At 59.6% G+C, this 17,418-nt stretch carries 11 protein-coding genes; 6 read left to right on the top strand and 5 right to left on the bottom strand.

Features of this window, described 5'->3' with window-relative positions; translation table 11 throughout:
• Positions 1-113: 113 nt before the first annotated feature.
• Positions 114-3,962, bottom strand: coding sequence for a sensor domain-containing protein (locus ACEN8Z_RS27855; RefSeq protein WP_495596302.1), 3,849 nt, complete (start codon positions 3,960-3,962; stop codon positions 114-116).
• 283 nt (positions 3,963-4,245) lie between these two features.
• Between ACEN8Z_RS27855 and ettA the strand changes: the two genes are divergently transcribed.
• Together ettA and gdhA are read left to right on the top strand one after the other, a co-directional pair.
• On the top strand, positions 4,246-5,910 hold the full coding sequence (gene ettA, locus ACEN8Z_RS27850; protein WP_008004307.1) for an energy-dependent translational throttle protein EttA: 1,665 nt from the start codon (positions 4,246-4,248) through the stop codon (positions 5,908-5,910).
• Positions 5,911-6,281: 371 nt separating this feature from the next.
• A complete protein-coding gene (gdhA, locus tag ACEN8Z_RS27845; protein ID WP_495596301.1) occupies positions 6,282-7,619 on the top strand; it encodes an NADP-specific glutamate dehydrogenase in 1,338 nt (445 codons plus the stop codon).
• A gap of 7 nt (positions 7,620-7,626) precedes the next feature.
• On the opposite strand, the gene ACEN8Z_RS27840 is transcribed toward gdhA, so the two are convergent.
• From ACEN8Z_RS27840 to ACEN8Z_RS27830, 3 genes are all read right to left on the bottom strand, one after another.
• On the bottom strand, positions 7,627-8,121 hold the full coding sequence (locus ACEN8Z_RS27840) for a GreA/GreB family elongation factor (protein ID WP_495596300.1): 495 nt from the start codon (positions 8,119-8,121) through the stop codon (positions 7,627-7,629).
• Between the two features lie 322 nt (positions 8,122-8,443).
• The gene (locus ACEN8Z_RS27835) at positions 8,444-10,297 is read right to left on the bottom strand and encodes an Lnb N-terminal periplasmic domain-containing protein (protein WP_495596299.1); all 1,854 of its coding nucleotides are present in this window, start codon (positions 10,295-10,297) and stop codon (positions 8,444-8,446) included.
• 235 nt (positions 10,298-10,532) lie between these two features.
• Positions 10,533-11,021, bottom strand: a complete 489-nt coding sequence (locus ACEN8Z_RS27830; protein WP_007970900.1) for a DUF3015 domain-containing protein — start codon at positions 11,019-11,021, stop codon at positions 10,533-10,535.
• Positions 11,022-11,299: 278 nt separating this feature from the next.
• On the opposite strand from ACEN8Z_RS27830, the gene ACEN8Z_RS27825 reads away from it, so the two are divergent.
• Together ACEN8Z_RS27825 and ACEN8Z_RS27820 are read left to right on the top strand one after the other, a co-directional pair.
• Positions 11,300-13,738, top strand: a complete 2,439-nt coding sequence (locus tag ACEN8Z_RS27825) for a Lon protease family protein (RefSeq protein WP_495596298.1) — start codon at positions 11,300-11,302, stop codon at positions 13,736-13,738.
• A 322-nt stretch (positions 13,739-14,060) separates the two neighbouring features.
• Positions 14,061-14,402: a PA4575 family protein gene (locus tag ACEN8Z_RS27820; RefSeq protein WP_007996446.1), complete on the top strand. Its 342-nt coding sequence runs from the start codon at positions 14,061-14,063 to the stop codon at positions 14,400-14,402.
• Positions 14,403-14,408: 6 nt separating this feature from the next.
• Here the strand turns inward: ACEN8Z_RS27820 and ACEN8Z_RS27815 are convergent, their stop codons facing one another.
• Complete coding sequence (locus ACEN8Z_RS27815) at positions 14,409-16,238, bottom strand: hypothetical protein (protein ID WP_495596297.1); 1,830 nt, start codon at positions 16,236-16,238, stop codon at positions 14,409-14,411.
• A gap of 171 nt (positions 16,239-16,409) precedes the next feature.
• On the opposite strand from ACEN8Z_RS27815, the gene ACEN8Z_RS27810 reads away from it, so the two are divergent.
• Entirely contained in the window at positions 16,410-16,898 is a 489-nt protein-coding gene (locus tag ACEN8Z_RS27810) for a TIGR00645 family protein (RefSeq protein WP_128605940.1), read from the top strand.
• A 203-nt stretch (positions 16,899-17,101) separates the two neighbouring features.
• On the top strand, positions 17,102-17,392 hold the full coding sequence (locus ACEN8Z_RS27805; protein WP_495596296.1) for a DUF6482 family protein: 291 nt from the start codon (positions 17,102-17,104) through the stop codon (positions 17,390-17,392).
• The last annotated feature ends 26 nt before the right edge of the window (positions 17,393-17,418 follow it).

Genomic DNA, 17,418 nt, shown 5'->3' with positions numbered 1-17,418 from the left:
CGAGCAAGCTCGCTCCCACAGTAGATCTTTGGTATTCACACATGGTGCGTACACCCCAAAAACCTGTGGGAGCGAGCTTGCTCGCGATGAGGCCAATTGCCGCGCCGCAAACCTCAGTCGAACATGAAGAGGGCATCATTGCTGAACTGCCCTTCGAACTGGCCCGCCGGCATCGGGCGCCCGAACAGGTAACCCTGCACCTCGTCGCAACCGTGCTCGCGCAGGAAATCCAGCTGCTCGTGGGTTTCCACACCTTCGGCGATCACCGCCAGGTTAAGGCTGTGGGCCATGGCGATGATTGCCCGGGCGATCTGCGCATCCTGCTCACCCGACGGCAAGCCGTCGACGAAGGTGCGGTCGATCTTCAGTACGTCGATCGGGAACTGCTTGAGGTAGTTGAGCGATGAGTAACCGGTACCGAAATCGTCGACCGCAATGCTCAGGCCGAGGTTTTTCAGGCCGTCGAGGATCTGCATCGCCTCGCTGACTTCGCGCATCAGGATGCTTTCGGTGAGTTCCAGTTCCAGGCACGCCGGCGACAGGCCGGTTTCCTTGAGGATGGTGGCGATTCGTGTGCCGAGCTGGCCGTCGGAGAACTGCCGCGCCGAGATGTTCACCGACACCTTCGGCACCCGTACCCTGGCCTGATGCCAGGCCTTGAGTTGGCGACAGGCCTCGCTGATCACCCAGTCGCCGACATCCACCACCAGCCCGAGCTCTTCGAGCACTGGAATGAAATCCCCCGGCGGCACCAGCCCGCGACGCGGATGACGCCAGCGCAACAAGGCTTCGGCGCCAGTCAGGCGCTTGCCGTCGCCGCTGAACTGCGGCTGGTAATACAGCACGAATTCGTTCTGCTCCAGGGCATGGCGCAAGTCGCTTTCCAGCTCCAGACGTTCCAGCGCACTGGCGTTCATGTCCGCCTGATAGAACTGGAAGTTGTTCTTGCCGCGCTCCTTGGCGTGGTACATCGCGGTGTCGGCGTTCTTCATCAACTGGCTGAGTTCGTTACCGTCCTGCGGGCTCAGGGCGATGCCGATACTGGCCGTGACGAAGAACTCGCGGCCTTCGAGCACGAAGGGTTTCACCAGGCTGGCAAGAATCTGTTCCGCCACATGAATTGCCCGGGTCAAGGCGACTTCACGGTTAGCTCGCGGTTGCAGGAGCAAGGTGAATTCGTCGCCGCCCATGCGCGCCACGGTGTCGTCATCGTCGACGCAACCGAGCAGGCGTGTGGCCATTTCCTTGAGCATGCGGTCGCCGGCGGCGTGGCCCAGGGAGTCGTTGATCGGCTTGAAACGGTCGAGGTCGAGGAACATCAGCACCACCCACGACTTCTGCCGTTCGGCCGATTGCAACGCCGTGTGCAGGCGATCCTGGAACAGCGATCGGTTGGGCAGGTGCGTCAGGGCGTCGTAGTAGGCGAGACGGTGAATCCGCTGCTCGCTGGCCTTGCGCTCGCTGATGTCGCTGAAGAAACACACATAGCTGGCCAGGTCGCCTTCGTCGTCGAGTACGGCGGTGATTCCGACCCAGGCCGGGTAATGCTCGCCATTACGGCGCTTGAGCCAGACTTCGCCTTCCCAGGTGCTGTGCTGGCTCAATTGTTTGAGCACATACCGCAGGTGGGCTTCCTGCTGATCGTCGACAGTCAGCATGTTCGGCAACTGGTCGAGGACTTGCTCCACGGCATAGCCACTGACTCGACTGAAGGCTTCGTTGGCCTGGACGATGTAGCCGGCCGGGTCGGTGATCAGGATCGCCGAGGTCGAGTGTTCGAATACCGTGGCCGCCATGCGCAGGTCTTTTTCGGCCCGGCGTTGCTGGCTGATGTCGCGACCGACGCCGAGCACGCCTTCGAACGTGCCGTGTTCGTCCCAAACCAATACCAGGCGCAGTTCGATCGGGATCTTGCGTCCGTCGGCCCGCAGGCAGTCGAACAGGAACAGTTGGGTTTGCACCTGGCTGCGTAACAGCGCCAGGTGGTCCGGTTGATCCAGCGCTTTGCTGACCCGGTCCATCAGGTGGTAGATGCCGGTCAGTTGTTGCGGGTTGGCGATGGTCGATTGCCAGCCGTTCTGGAAAATCCACTCGGCGTCGTAACCCAGCACGGCTTGCACCGAGGGGCTGACGTAATTGAGATTCAGGCGGCTGTCGGTGGAGAAGATCACATCGCTGATGCTTTCGGCGAGCATGCGGTAGCGCTGCTCGCTGTCGCGCAGGGATTCGCTGGCCTCGATCTGGTCGGTGATGTCCTTGGCCACGCCGATGATCCGCGTGACCTGGTCCTCTCTGTCCCGTGCCAATGCCTGCTCGCGAATCTCGAAACGTCGCCACTGGCCGTCCCGATGGCGGAAGCGCAACTGGCACTGCATCAACTGGTGATAACCGGCCTGGCGCTGGACCTGGCGGGAGCGGTGGTAATAGTCGGCGTCTTCGGGGTGCAGGAGGATTTCCCAGAAGTACTCGCCCATCTGGTGCAGCTCGGTGCGGTTGTAACCCAGCGTCTGGCCCAGATGGTGGTTGCTGAAGATCATGCGCTGGCTGATCACATCCTGCACATACAGGTGATCCGGCACCGTGCGCACCACGTCCGACCAGAACCCTTCGCGCTCCTGCAATGACAGTTCGATGAGCTTGCGGCTGGTGATGTCGGTGATGCTCAGGATCACCGCGTCATAGTCGTCCGGGGTTTGCGGCAGACGCAGCACGAGCCACAGGTGCTGGTCGCGACCGCTGGCGTCCTGGAGCTTGATTTCCAACTCAAACTGTTGCTGGCGGTTGAGCATCGCGTCGAGCACCTGGTTGCCGATGGCGGTGCCATCCTGCGGATTGCCGTCGACCAGCAGTTTCCAGGCGTTGTCGGTGCTATCGACATTCAGCAGTTGCAGCGCGACCTGGTTAACCTCGGTGATCCGCAGTTCCTTGAGCAATTGCCGGCGTTGCTCCGGGATCGCCAGCCACGCTTGCAGTTGCTCGCTGTCCTGCAGTTGTGCCTTGTCGAAAAAGACCTTGAGCCCCGACATGTCGAGCACGCACAAAGCCACGCCGGTGCCTTCGAAAATGTCCTGGTAACGTCGGCGACCTTCATTCAACTGGCGCTGACGCCGGCGCATGTTCAGCAAGGCGATGAACGGCAGCATGGAAAACGCCAGGCCCAGCAGGCATTTGCCGATGAACGCCGGCAGCAGTTCTTCCAGCACTCGCTGACGGTCGAACAAACCGCGCAGTTGCCAATCGCTGCTGCTCAGCGGAACCGTCAGCACGCTGTTGGCGACATCGTCCTCGGTCAGCGTACCCGGATTGACCGAGGGCAGCCCTTTGTCGCGGCTGACGATCTGATGATTGATGCGGTTCTCCACCAGCCAAAACGGGCGGTCGCCAGCCTCGCTCTGCTTGGTCAGGGACGAAAAGAAGGTGGGCGTCAGGCGCAAGGCCCAGTAGCCGCGGGAACTGCCGCTGGCCTGATGCAACAATAAATGCACCACAGAACCGTCGGTGGCATTGCTGAAGTAGTGCGCCTGGGCGTGGCTGCGGCGTACCAGTTCACCCAGGTAGTCGCTGTCATCGCTGTCGGGAGCGCTGTCACTGAGGACTCTTCCCGAAGGGCTGAGCAAAGCCAGGCTACGCAGATCAGGCAGCGACTGTTGCAGTTTGCGCAGCAGCGCCTGCAGTTCATCGGCGTCTTGCGGTTGCTCGACGATCGGCAACAGGTTGAGGGCGATCTGCGCGTTGAGTGCCATCTTCAGGCTGACCTGCGCGGCCAGATCGGCGGTGTAGTCGATGGTGTACTGACGCTGGTTTTTCTGGGTTTCGCGCAACTGGTCGAGCAACTGCCAGAACAGCAGGGCCAGCAGCAATAATGCGAGTGTCGCCAAGGTGCCCTTCAAGGTCCCGCGCAGGGGGGAGCCAGGCGCTGTGGCCGGCGCACTGGAAGTCAGAGGCGGAGGGACATTGGACAAGCTGTAATCCTGCGGTTTGGCTGGACTGGCGCGACGTGCACTATAAGCCGGACGCCCGAAGGGCGGCTAGCATGCCCTGAGTTGTGGCGAAGTGCCAGCCCCAGCCCGTCGGCTGGACTGCCATCTGTCATTAAGGTAGCTTTGCGGGTTACGCGGGAGCGTTCCAGCTCCTAGGCTTTTTCAGCGCGCCTGTATTGGAAACTCTCAATCGGACGACGCGCACAGCCTGGCCAGGCATCGCCTGTACCCTATTCATTCATCAGTCACTGACCCTAGGTTCTCCATGGCTCAATACGTATTCACCATGCATCGGCTGGGCAAAGTTGTTCCGCCGAAGCGGGAAATCCTGAAAAACATTTCTCTGTCGTTCTTCCCCGGCGCCAAGATCGGCGTGCTTGGCCTCAACGGTTCGGGTAAGTCCACGCTGCTGAAAATCATGGCCGGCGTCGACACCGAATTCGAGGGCGAAGCCCGTCCGATGCCGGAGCTGAACATCGGCTACCTGCCGCAGGAGCCGATTCTTGATCCGACCAAGACCGTGCGTGAAGTGGTCGAGGAAGCGGTCAGCGTGATCAAGGATGCCCAGGCACGCCTGGACGAGGTCTACGCGGCCTATGCCGATCCGGATGCCGACTTCGACAAACTGGCCGCCGAACAGGCCAAGCTCGAAGCGATCCTGCAAGCCAGCGACGGCCACAACCTGGAGCGTCAGCTGGAAGTCGCCGCCGATGCGCTGCGTCTACCGGCCTGGGATGCCAAGGTCGAACACCTCTCCGGTGGTGAGAAGCGTCGTGTGGCCCTGTGCCGTCTGTTGCTGTCCGCACCGGACATGCTGCTGCTCGACGAACCCACCAACCACCTGGACGCCGATTCCGTTGCGTGGCTTGAGCACTTCCTGCACGATTTCCCGGGTACCGTGGTAGCGATCACGCACGACCGTTACTTCCTGGACAACGTTGCTGGCTGGATTCTGGAACTCGACCGCGGCGCGGGCATTCCTTACGAGGGCAACTATTCGGGTTGGCTTGAAGCCAAGTCCGATCGTCTGGCTGCCGAATCCAAGCAGCAATCGGCCCACGAAAAAGCCATGAAGGAAGAACTGGAGTGGGTGCGCAAAGGCGCCAAGGCCCGCCAGTCGAAATCCAAGGCTCGTCTGCAACGCTTCGAAGAAATGCAATCGCAGGAATTCCAGAAGCGCAGCGAAACCAACGAGATCTACATCCCGGCCGGTCCACGCCTGGGCGACAAGGTCATCGAATTCAAGAACGTCACCAAGGGCTACGGCGACCGCGTGCTGATCGACAACCTGTCGTTTTCCATGCCTAAAGGCGCCATCGTAGGCGTGATCGGCGGTAACGGTGCCGGTAAGTCGACCCTGTTCCGTATGTTGATGGGCAAGGAAACTCCGGATTCGGGCAGCATCGAAGTCGGTGAAACCGTGCAACTGGCTTGCGTCGACCAGAGCCGCGAAGACCTGGACGGCAGCAAGACCGTGTTCCAGCAGATCTCCGACGGTTCCGACCAGATCCGCATCGGCAACTACGAAATCCCGTCGCGTACCTACGTCGGTCGCTTCAACTTCAAGGGCGGCGATCAGCAGAAGTTCGTCAAGGACCTGTCCGGCGGTGAGCGCGGCCGCTTGCACCTGGCCCTGACCTTGAAAGAGGGCGGCAACGTCCTGCTGCTCGACGAACCGTCCAACGACCTCGACGTTGAAACCCTGCGTTCCCTGGAGGAAGCCCTGCTGGACTTCCCGGGCGCCGCCATTGTGATCTCCCACGACCGGTGGTTCCTTGACCGCGTCGCGACGCACATCCTGGCGTACGAAGACGACTCGCAAGCGGTGTTCTTCGAGGGCAACTACACCGAGTACGAAGCCGACCGTAGAAAGCGCCTCGGCGATGCGGCTGCCCAGCCGCATCGTGTACGGCACAAGAAACTGGCCTGATTTCGGGTTGGTTGCATAAAGAGCGGAGCCTTCGGGCTCCGTTTTTTTTTGCGTTTTTTCAGTGAGACCGAGCAGCGGCCTTCGCGAGCAAGCCCGCTCCCACAGGGTTTTGTGAAGGGCACACCTCTGAATTCAACACCGACCTCCTGTGGGAGCGGGCTTGCTCGCGAAGGCGGTATTCCTGATGGTGCAGGAATTGAGTCGTGGCTCCCCATTCAGGTGCAATATCAGGCCAAAAAGCACTCTGCTTTATATCCTGTGCACCATTTAATTTCATAAATGCGACATTTTGCTCTGTTCTTGTGCGCGAATCGTTTGTTACAGTCCGGCCCAATCTCTCCCAACGACAATAAATTTGCCGAGACTTTTCCATGATCGAATCCGTCGAATCCTTCCTTGCGCGCCTGAAAAATCGCGATCCGGACCAGCCTGAATTTCACCAGGCCGTGGAAGAAGTACTACGCAGTCTGTGGCCGTTTCTTGAAGCGAATCCGCATTACCTGACCTCGGGCATTCTGGAACGCATCTGCGAGCCGGAGCGGGCGGTGGTGTTTCGCGTGTCGTGGGTCAACGATCAGGGCAAGGTCCAGGTCAATCGTGGTTTCCGCATCCAGATGAACAGCGCGATCGGCCCGTACAAGGGCGGCTTGCGTTTTCACCCGTCGGTGAACATGGGCGTCCTGAAATTCCTCGCCTTTGAACAGACCTTCAAAAACTCCCTGACTTCATTGCCCATGGGCGGCGGCAAGGGCGGTTCGGACTTCGACCCCAAAGGCAAAAGCGACGCGGAAGTCATGCGCTTCTGCCAGGCCTTCATGAGCGAGTTGTACCGCCACATTGGTGCCGACGTTGACGTGCCGGCCGGGGACATCGGTGTGGGCGCGCGGGAAATCGGTTTCCTGTTTGGCCAGTACAAGCGCCTGAGCAACCAGTTCACCAGCGTGCTGACCGGCAAAGGCCCAAGCTACGGCGGCAGCCTGATTCGCCCGGAAGCCACCGGTTTCGGTTGTGTGTACTTCGCCGAGGAAATGCTCAAACGCCGCGGTTTGGCAGTCGAGGGCAAGCGCGTGGCGATTTCCGGTTCCGGCAACGTTGCGCAATACGCGGCGCGCAAGGTCATGGACCTGGGCGGCAAAGTGATTTCGCTGTCCGACTCCGAAGGCACGTTGTATTGCGAAAGCGGTTTGACCGAGGAGCAATGGCTGGCGGTGCTGGAGCTGAAAAACGTACAGCGCGGGCGCATCCGTGAACTGGCCGGCCGTTTTGGCCTTGAGTTCCGTGCCGGTCAGTTGCCATGGAGCCTGAGCTGCGATATCGCGTTGCCGTGCGCGACGCAAAACGAACTGGACGCTGAAGCCGCTCGCACCTTGCTGCGCAACGGCTGCATCTGCGTGGCCGAAGGCGCGAACATGCCGACCACCCTTGAGGCGGTGGACCTGTTCATCGAGGCGGACATTCTGTTTGCGCCGGGCAAGGCATCCAACGCCGGTGGTGTGGCGGTGAGCGGGCTGGAGATGTCGCAGAACGCCATGCGCCTGGCGTGGACCGGTGGAGAAGTGGACAGCAAGCTGCACGCGATCATGCAGTCGATCCACCACGCTTGCGTGCATTACGGCGAAGAAAATGGCCGGGTCAACTACGTCAAGGGCGCGAACATCGCCGGCTTCGTCAAGGTCGCCGATGCCATGCTGGCCCAAGGCGTGGTTTAGGCGAAGCCTACGCCGGTTCGATACGAATCACTTCGATCAATTGATCCCCGGCGGGGCGCTGCCACAGCACTTCATCGTTGAGTCGTGCACCGAGCAGTGCCCGACCCAGCGGCGACCCCCAATTGATCAGGCCGTGGGCAGCATCGGCCTGATCTTCACCCACCAGTTGTACCCGGCGTTCGGTGGCGTGTTCATCGGCGTAAGTCACCCAACTGCCGATCTGCACCTTCTCGGTCGAAGTCGCGGCGGGTACCACCTGAGCGCTGCTCAGGCGCTGCTTGAAGTAACGCAAATCACGCTCGAGATCCGCCAGGCGCTGCTTGTCAGCCTGCTCGCCCTTGGCCGATTGTTCGGCGTGCAGGGTTTGCAATTCTGCGACTTTACCCTGCAACAGATTCAGGCCTTGCGGCGTGACGTAATTGGGCTGCGCGCTGACCTGCCGTTCGACAGGCTGATCGGCTTGCGCGGCGGCGTTATCTTCATTGACGAAGGCACGGCTCATGGAACTCTCCCGATATAGGGTTTGGGTCATGGTCGCAGGCATTTGGATTCAGCAAATGTCTGAAAGCGACTTACGGCGAGTGATAGGCCCGGGTGGCGTTCTGATCCTTCTGCTGCCAGGCCGATACGCGGCTGATAAGGAAAGTCTAGAAGTGGATGCGTCGGGTGGTTGTGAAAGGTGTGTGATCAATCCGTCGGAAACGACGATTCCCTGTGGGAGCGAGCTTGCTCGCGATGAGGGACTGACATTCAACAAGTGTGTTGGCTGAACGGCCGCTATCGCGAGCAAGCTCGCTCCCACAGGGATGTGCGGTACGTTCGGGTCAGTAGTGATACCACTTCAGCTCAAGCATCACTTCGTTCTCGGGCGTCGCCAAATGGCTGAACTCGCGCTGGGCGCTCAAGCGCAGTCCGAGATTGCGGGATATTTCCCATTGCTGATTCAGACTCAGGCCACGACGCACTTCACCATTGGTGAAAAAGTCGCCCTTGGCTTCCAGGCTCAAGTTGCCCAGCGGGTTTTTCCACAGCACACCACTGTTGAAACCGGCGGCCGGGGCAATGAATGCGGCGAAGTCGTTGTTGTGCTCGATACGCACGGTGCCCAGGGCAAAGCCGAGCAGATCGTCGTCCAGTTGCCAGGTACCGCCGCCGCCACCGTTGATGTGGCTGACCAGGGTTTGGTCATCATGCTTGCCCGGTACCCGTTCCAGACCGCCGGTGACTTGCCATGACAGCGGCTGCAGCAACTCGTTACGCGGGGTCAGGGAGCGAATGGTCGCCAGGTCCAGTCGCTGCACTTGCCAGTCATTGCCTTCGTACTGGCGCAGTTTCAATTGTAGGATTTCAATCTGCGCGCCAAGGGGAAAGCTTTCGCTGTTGTCATTGAGGTCGTGATAAGCCATGCGCAAGCCGTACTCGCCAAAGGCTTTATCTCCACGGATGCCAAGGCCGAGCTGCCAGGTGCGGGACTCGTGACCGTCTTCAGGCAGGCCAGGTTGCGGGATATCCAGCTCCGGCGCCGGGTTCTGGTTGATCGCCCGCAGCAGTTCGAAGCTGCGCTGGGCGCGCACGGGGTCGCGTTCCTGACCATTGGCGCGGTAACGCTCCAGACGATAGGCCGCATCGATGATCAGCGCCTGGCGTTCGCGGGGTTGTGCCTTGAACGCCGGGGCTTGCAATTGTTTCTGGTCGGCGCTGACTTTCAGCACCCATTGCTGCTCTTCGGGGTTCAACGGCTCGGCGCGACTGAGCAACTCGCGTTCCCGGGACGGACGATACTGGATGGATTCCACCAGACCGGCATTTTTCACGGCTTTGACGGTGTCGGTCGGAATGGCTGTGAGCGGGAATTGCTCGGTCAGGCGCAGGCTCGGGCGGGCCACCTGCAGCAGTTCCAGCAAGCGGTATGAGCAGTTCTCGTCGAAGAAGAAATAGTCGAATTTGATCTGTTTCAGCTCCCAGACGTGCTCGACCATGCGCGCGGTTTCTTGCCGGGTCAGGTTCAGGCGGTATTCCCACAGATCGCGGTTTTCCAGGCTGCGATATTCCGAGAGTTTTTCCTGATAGGGCACCAGCGCGAACAGGCCGGGATAACCGCCCATCAGGCCTTTCCAGGCATAGAGGATGCTGTTGTCCGAGCCTTCGATGTAGGCACCGAAGTTGATGGCATAGCTGAGCAGCGAAGTCTTGTCGCTCTTTACATCGGCCTGGTCGATGCGCAGCAGGGTGTGGCCGAACATCGAGGACGGGCTGTTCAGGTAAGCCGCCGGGAAGATCATCACCGCGCTGTCGGGCGAGACGTCCTTGAACCATTGCTTGAACCCGGCGCAGTCCGGTGTCGGCAGGCCGTTCAGGCCGAGTTGTTCTGTCAGCCAGCGGGTGCGGGCCGGGTAGACGCATTGCGCGTGTTGTTCACCTGCACTGGTCGGGGCGTACAAGGCTTGTACGGTCGCCGCCAGTTCATGGTCCGGATGTTCGTTGCCATCGGCGGCGAGGAAGAATTTCCTGTCGCTGACATAGCTGCGCCAGCCGCCGAGCTTGGCGGTTTCGTAATGGCCCAGGGATATCCAGAAAGGGTCGTTGGCCAGTTGCTGCAAACGTTGTGGGTCGATGTGAGGCGCGGCGGACAGCGGGGCGCAGGCACACAGCGCCAGCCAGGCAAGGCGTTTGGGCATAGGTGGCAACTTAAGTCGAAAAAAACAAAGACCCAACGAGGTGGATGCCTTTTACCTGTAGGAGCTGGCTTGCCAGCGATGGTCCTTAACGATTACGCGTGTTTACCGGATAAACACAGCGCCTTTGAAATCATCGCTGGCAAGCCAGCTTCTACAGTAGTCAGCAACATTACCCGAGGAGGGACAGGTCCAAAATACAAAACCCGCTTCCCGGAAGAAGCGGGGCGGGTCGAGCTTATGCCTGGGTGGCGTACTTGGCCAGTCGAGGGTCGGCTTTGAGCACGGCCAGGGTATTGGTATGCACGTCTTCGGCGGTAACGTCAGCCTTGCTGAAGATCTGCTGGAAGTGCTCGTGAGTGACGGCGGCGAAGTGCGCACGGTCTTCCGGCGCCACGCCCAGTACCACGGCGTAGGTGGTCAGCGCTTCGCCCTGACCTTTGGCCATGTCCTCGGACAGCTCATTCATCATGCCATTCATGGCAAACCAGGATTTGCCGCCATAGGTCAGCGACGCGTTGGTTGCGCAACCGTTGGTGCCGGAGGTCATACCGAAGGTTGCGTTGCCGGAAGTGCCGTTGGTGGTGGATGCCAGGAAGTGAGCCGGAGTACCACGCTGACCTTCGAACAGCATGTTGCCCCAACCGCAATCCGGGCCGCCCGGGGCCTGAGCCATGGCGTTGATGGATACAGCGGTGAAGAGAGTACCAAGAAGAATCCGTTTCATAGCGTTGTTCTCTTTTATGTGCGTACCAATAGACAAAGGGTCTGGCCCGTCTGGTGCCAGTGGGCCGGGCATTAGTCCAGCCGCGCAGTCTGGAGTTTAGGCACGATCATGGGGTTCCGTGATTTTTTGCAAAACATTCATGGGAAACCGCGGCGCAAGCCCGGGCCGCCTGGGGTTTGCGGATTGTCTATGCACAGGTCTGCGGCACTCCTTGCCAGTCGGGCATGGGCAGCGCCAGAATGCTGCAATCTGCCCCGCCTGATTGTTAAGGAAGCCCGATGCCTGATCCTGTTGCTGCCAGCTTGCGTCTAGCGCCCGAAGCGCTGACCCGTCCGTTTTCCGCTGAACAGTTCAGCTTCTCTACCACCAATGATCTGGAGCCCTTTCGCGGTGTGCTTGGCCAGGAACGTGCGGTCGAAGCCTTGCAGTTCGGTGTGGCCATGCCACGCCCCGGTTACAACGTATTCGTCATGGGCGAGCCCGGCACTGGCCGGTTCTCGTTCGTCAAACGCTACCTCAAGGCCGAAGGCAAGCGCCTGCAGACCCCGGCGGACTGGGTCTATGTCAACAATTTCGATGAACCGCGCGAACCACGTGCCCTGGAATTGCCGTCGGGCACTGCCGGTAACTTCATTGGAGATATCAACGGTCTGATCGACAACCTGCTGGCGACGTTCCCGGCAGTCTTCGAGCATCCGTCCTACCAGCAAAAGAAAAGCGCCATTGATCGCGCCTTCAACCAGCGCTACGACAAGGCCCTGGACGTCATCGAGCGTCTGGCACTGGAAAAGGATGTCGCGCTTTACCGCGACGCCAGCAATATCGCCTTCACCCCGATGGGCGACGGCAAGGCATTGGACGAAGCTGAATTCGCCCAGTTGCCGGAAACCGAGCGCGATCGCTTCCACGAGGATATTTCCGTGCTGGAGGAGCGCCTGAACGAAGAGCTCGCCAGCCTGCCGCAATGGAAGCGTGAGTCGAGCAACCAACTGCGCCACCTCAACGAAGAAACCATCACCCTGGCCTTGCAGCCATTGTTGTCACCGTTGTCGGAGAAGTACGCCGAGAACGCCGCGGTGTGCGGTTATCTGCAAGCCATGCAGGTGTACTTGCTCAAGACCGTGGTCGAGCAATTGGTGGACGACAGCAAGACCGACGCTGTCGCCCGCAAACTGCTGGAGGAACAGTACGCGCCCAGCCTGGTGGTCGGTCACTCGGCCAGCGGCGGCGCGCCGGTGGTGTTCGAGCCGCACCCGACCTACGAAAACCTGTTCGGTCGCATCGAATACAGCACCGACCAGGGCGCGCTGTACACCACCTATCGGCAACTGCGACCGGGTGCCTTGCACCGGGCCAACGGTGGTTTCCTGATCCTTGAAGCGGACAAAATGCTCAGCGAGCCGTTCGTGTGGGATGCGCTGAAACGCGCCCTGCAATCGCGCAAGCTGAAAATGGAATCGCCGCTCGGTGAACTGGGCCGCCTGGCCACCGTGACCCTGACGCCGCAACATATTCCATTGCAGGTCAAAGTCGTCATCATCGGTGCCCGTCAGCTCTATTACACGCTGCAAGACCTCGATCCGGACTTCCAGGAAATGTTTCGCGTCCTGGTGGATTTCGACGAAGACATCCCGATGGTCGACGAGAGTCTGGAGCAGTTCGCCCAGTTGCTCAAAACCCGTACTTCCGAAGAAGGCATGGCGCCGCTGACCGCTGATGCGGTGGCGCGCCTGGCGACTTACAGCGCGCGTCTGGCCGAGCACCAGGGGCGCTTGTCGGCGCGTATCGGTGATTTGTTCCAACTGGTCAGCGAGGCGGACTTCATCCGCCATCTGGCCAGCGATGAAATGACCGATGCCGGGCACATCGAACGGGCACTCAAGGCCAAGGCCACGCGGACCGGGCGGGTTTCGGCGCGGATTCTCGACGATATGCTGGCCGGGATCATCCTGATCGACACTGCTGGCGCGGCGGTCGGCAAGTGCAACGGCTTGACCGTGCTGGAAGTCGGCGACTCGGCCTTTGGTATTCCGGCGCGGATTTCCGCCACGGTGTACCCGGGCGGCAGCGGCATTGTCGACATCGAGCGCGAGGTCAACCTCGGCCAGCCGATTCACTCCAAAGGCGTGATGATCCTCACCGGGTATCTGGGCAGCCGTTACGCCCAGGAATTTCCGCTGGCAATTTCCGCGAGCATTGCCCTGGAGCAATCCTACGGTTATGTCGATGGCGACAGTGCTTCCCTGGGCGAGGCCTGCACCCTGATCTCGGCCTTGTCGAAAACCCCGCTCAAGCAGTGCTTTGCCATCACCGGTTCGATCAACCAGTTCGGCGAAGTGCAGGCGGTGGGCGGAGTCAACGAGAAGATCGAGGGCTTCTTCCGTCTGTGCGAAGCCCGCGGGTTGACCGGCGAGCAGGGGGCAATCATTCCTCACGCCAACGTCGCCACGCTGATGCTCGACGAGAAGGTGCTGGCGGCAGTGCGTGCGGGGCAGTTCCATGTCTACGCGGTCCGTCAGGCCGACGAAGCCTTGAGTTTGCTGGTCGGCGAGCCGGCCGGCGAGCCGGACGAGAATGGCGAATTCCCTGAAGGCAGCGTGAACGCACGAGTAGTGGAGCGCCTGCGGGTTATCGCGGAAATGGTCAGTGAAGATGATCTGAAGGAAGCCGAGAAGGAATTGGCGCAAGAGGCGTTGGCAGAAACCAAACCGGCTTGATACCTATTTGATTTGAAGCCAGGCAACTCCATTGTGGGAGCGGGCTTGCTCGCGAAAGCGTACTGTCAGCCAGCATTAATGTTGAATGATGTACCGCTTTCGCGAGCAAGCCCGCTCCCACATTTTGTATATGGAATCCCCCAAAAACGCCGTCGAAATGACGTCAATATTCACACGGTGACCGCTCGGCACCTTCTGGTCTCGCCTGGCTTACAGGCCAGACTTTTCTTCTATTCTCAGCTCAGGGATATCGACAGTAATCACAGGATCGAAACAGCCTTCACATGGGGGCTGAATACCGGATCTACCGAGGGTCGCCGCCATGTCGCGCAACCTCTGCCTTACCCGTCAATGCCTGGGCCTTGTGACCCGTATCGAGTGTGCCATCCGTCCATTGGCGGGAGATACGGGCATGTGGACTCTGCTGTTCGCCGCCGGAATGGCCGGTGAACAACCTTCGGCCATCAAGGCCCAAGGCCCGTTTCACGGTCCATTCGTCGCTGAATCAATCCTCGACACCATCGTTGAAAGCCTGACCTTGCACGGCTACGAGTTGGCCGATGATCCGCAAATCTGGTGCCTGCACCTGCAAGCCCAACTGCGGGAAATCAACGGTGGTCGCTGCCGAAACGTGGGCGGCTTCGAGTTTCACCCCGAGCACTGAGTCGCACTATTGATCAAGGCGCGTCATGTCGGCCTTGTCGAGTTTGACCTCGAAACCATATTGCACCGTGGCGAGGTCAGTGCGCCGATAGGTTTCCAGGCGCGTAGGCTGCCCGTAGAAGTAATGCACGGCAAACTGTGCCGGCCCTTGTGCGCTCGCGCCATGGCTGACTGATAGAATTTCCTTCAAGTAATTGCCAGTGTCGTCCTTGGCGAAAAAGCGCCAGTCCTGGGCGGGAAATTCCTTCAAATCAACCACCAGAGCATTGGCTTTGAGCTCAAGGCCTTTGGGCAGTTGGCGGGCATCGACGGTTTTTTGCTCGACTGTGGCCAGGAACAGCGGTATCGAGCCCACCGCATAGGCCGGTGTTTCCGGAAACAGATTCAGATCGTAGGTAATGGTGCCGCGCAGGGGATCGATCTGGTACGCCTGGGGCGGCAACTCGATCGGCTCGTCGCGTTTGCCGCTCGCGTCTTCGGTAAAGAAACTCACCGGACTTTCTCCGGGGTTGAACGATGTGCCGAGCAGTTCATCGTTGAAGCTGCGCAGATGAGTGAATTCGATTCGCGCCGCGCTGGGGTCGTCGACCGATTGATTGATGCTGACGTTCTTTTTCAGTTGATCCTCACTCAGCGTTGCCCCTTTCAGCCAGTCCACCGCCTGGTCGTCATAGACCACCACGGGCAGGTTCAGGGGCTGGATGGACTTGTCCGTGGTAATGGCGTCGAAGCGACGGATCGGCAGGTCGAGGTCCTTGCGGGTGACCGTGACGGCGGAAAAGTCCAGCATGCTGACTTCGAGCGTTTCGATCGTCCCGTTGAAGTACACCTTCGAATAATGTCGAGCCTGCTGTTTTTCAAAGTTGCGTTGTTCTTCGTCGAGCTGTTTTTCCAGGGTCTCGCTCCAGCTCTTTTGCTGCTGCATCTTGGCCAGCTGCTGCTGATAGAAGGCAATTTGTACCTCGGTTTCGTTGATTGAGCCGGCGCGCGAGATGAATTGCCCGGTGCTGTCCTTGGCCTGGACGATCAGCGGGTTCAGCGGCGTTTCACTGACTTCGGGGGCCAGCGGCGCGCTGTTGTTGTATTCGATTTCCGCGTAGTTGTTCGTCAATGTGAGCAGGGTGACGCTCAGGTTGTCATTGGTGCGAGTCTGGCCTACGTCCTTTTTCGTCAGGTCGAAGCTGTAGAGGCGGCGTGGCGCGATGACTTCGACTTTGCCTTGCAGGCTCACCGGTTGCGGTTGCTGCTTTCTGTCGATGTCGAGGCCTTCGATGAAGGGATAGGCCACGGTCAGGTCATCGGGGTTGGTCAGGTTGGAACTCGAAGGACTCAGCTGGATGCCGGGGTCGGTTTCCGACCATTCCGGCTGGAACGCAATCACTCGTTTGTTACTCAGGGTGACCGACTGCCATTCCAGGCCATGGGGAAACAAAAACGCGGCAGGAACGCTGAACGTGAAGGGAAACACCGGTTGCAGATCGGTCAGGTAGTCGGAGCTGGAGTCCTTCTGCAGCACGAACAACCCGTTGATGTAGGTGTCGACCAGGGCCTGCGGGCTCGGGTAGTGCTTGAGCATGGCGAGGGCGTCTTCGCCGTATTCGGTTTCAACCGGTTTGCTGTCGAGCTTGAGTTGTGCGCGTTCGAGCAGCAGCAGTGAGCCGCCCAGCTCCGACACGGCATCCTTGAGTTTCGGATCCTGGATGGCGTCCAGCGACTTTTCGAACTGCGCGGTTTTTTCTTCGAGGCTGACCTGACGTTTTTCATCGCTGGGTGAGCAGCCGCTTAGCAGCAGCGCCAGGCAAATTCCGGCACTCGTCAAAGGCAATCGCACATCCATTTCCAGTCTTCCTGTCCGACATCACTGAGCAGTCAATGATTTGGACACTAGCAGAAAAACTTTGATACACCGGCGCAGGTGGCGGATTTTTCGACGGTTTCTGACTGCTTCTGGGTATAGACGGGCGGCTGGTATACTCGCGGCCATTTTTAAGTCCGCATGTGAGATTCAATGGAACGCTTTATCGAAAATACAATGTACGCCTCGCGCTGGCTGCTGGCGCCGATCTATTTCGGCCTGTCCCTCGGGTTGCTGGCGCTGGCACTGAAATTCTTCCAGGAAGTCTTCCACGTCATTCCGAACGTGTTTTCGATGGCCGAATCGGACTTGATCCTGGTGCTGTTGTCGCTGATCGACATGGCCCTGGTGGGCGGTTTGCTGGTGATGGTGATGATTTCCGGCTACGAGAACTTCGTCTCGCAACTGGACATCGACGACAGTAAGGAGAAGCTCAATTGGCTGGGCACCATGGACTCTTCGTCGCTGAAGATGAAGGTGGCTGCGTCGATCGTGGCGATCTCGTCCATTCACCTGCTGCGCATCTTTATGGACGCCAAGAACGTCGATCCTGAGCATCTGCAGTGGTACGTGATCATCCACATGACTTTCGTAGTATCGGCATTCGCCATGGGTTACCTGGATAAGCTGACCAAGCACTGATTTCAACTTCCATTGTGGGAGCGTGGCTTGCCCGCGATGGCATCACCTCGGTCTAACGATGAACCGCAGTGATGCCATCGCGGGCAAGCCACGCTCCCACAGGGTTGCAAAACAGACGGGCGGCGTCGTTTGTGGCTTGTGCTTTGATGCGTCGAGGCCTATCCCTGTAACTATGTTGGCTCGCCACTGCGTGAGGTGCGTTCATGACCCTGCAAGAGTTGAATGCGTATGCCATCGCCGGGAAGGTCGATGAGCTGAACCTGATCTCCATGGAGGGGGGCATCTACCTGCTGGAAGCAAGGATGCATGGCGCGGCGTACCCCCTGAGCGATACGCACGGCCATATGGTGAGCCTGCGTTCGGTGGAGCACGCCCGTGATGTGCTGCGCTCCTTTCCCAAGTTGCATTTCAACCTTGTGCATACGGTCGTGCATGACGAAATGTGCGGGCTGGTTGCCGATGTGGAGGAAAACCTGAAGGTGCCGATCGCCTGACGCCCCTCATCAATGGCATGACATCT

The sequence above is a fragment of the Pseudomonas sp. Pseusp10 genome (genome assembly GCF_059492225.1).
This window is presented reverse-complemented; position numbering and strand designations above follow the sequence as displayed.